Below are 1,127 nucleotides of genomic sequence, written 5' to 3' on the forward strand. Positions count from 1 at the left end.
ATGCTCAGGCTGTCGCTCAACATCGCCACCACGCGCATGATCCTGTCGCACGGCAATGAGGGCACGCATGCCGCCGGCTATGTCATCGTCGGCGCTGATGGGCACCATTTCCGGCTCGGGAGTCGCCAATGTGGTGGCCAGCGGCCAGTTCACCATCCCGCTGATGAAGCGCTTCGGCTTCCGCTCGGCCTTTGCCGGTGCCGTCGAGGCGACCTCCTCGATGGGCGGCCAGATCATGCCGCCGGTGATGGGCGCGGTCGCCTTCATCATGGCCGAGACGCTGAACGTGCCTTATGCCGATGTGGTCAAGGCGGCGATCATCCCAGCGCTGCTCTATTTCGGCGCGTGCTTCTGGCAGGTGCATCTGGAAGCCGGCAAGGCCGGGCTGCACGGCATGGCCAAGGCGGACCTGCCCAATCCGTGGGACGCGGTGAAACAGCACTGGCCGCTGGTGCTGCCGCTGGCAGCGCTCGTCTACCTGCTGTTTGCCGGCTACACGCCGATCTTCGCCGGCACGATGGGCCTGGCGCTGACCATCGTGCTCATCCTCGGCACGCCGCTGGCAGCAGCGATCGGTCCGCTCGCCTTCCGCATCGTCTTCTGGATCGCGCTCGGGCTTGCCGCCGCTTCGTTCATGAAGTTCGGCGTCAATCTCCTCGGCGCCGTCATCGCCGCACTGGTGGTCGCCTGCTTCACATTCAAGGGCGGCCGCGAGACGCTGCGGATCTGCGTCGACTCGCTCGCCGAAGGGGCCAAGAACGCGCTGCCGGTCGGCATTGCCTGCGCCATCGTCGGCATCGTCATCGGCACGCTGACGCTGACCGGCATCGCCTCGACCTTCATCGGCTGGATCATCTCCATCGGCGAGAACAATCTGTTCCTGTCGCTGTTGCTGACCATGCTCACCTGCCTGGTGCTGGGCATGGGCATCCCGACCATTCCCAACTACATCATCACCTCGTCGCTGGCCGGGCCGGCGCTACTCGAGCTTGGCGTGCCGCTGCTGGTCAGCCACATGTTCGTCTTCTATTTCGGCATCATGGCCGATCTGACGCCGCCAGTGGCGCTGGCCGCCTTTGCCGCGGCACCCATGGCTAGGGAAAGTGGCCTGAAGATCGGCATCCAGG

1 pseudogene is annotated in these 1,127 nt (G+C 65.3%); it reads left to right on the forward strand.

Features of this window, described 5'->3' with window-relative positions:
- Window positions 1–85: 85 nt before the first annotated feature.
- Window positions 86–1,127: pseudogene (locus EN893_RS34995) on the forward strand (TRAP transporter fused permease subunit); the annotation flags it as partial.

The sequence above is a fragment of the Mesorhizobium sp. M7A.F.Ca.CA.004.04.2.1 genome (assembly GCF_004022825.1).
Taxonomy (GTDB): Bacteria; Pseudomonadota; Alphaproteobacteria; order Rhizobiales; family Rhizobiaceae; genus Mesorhizobium.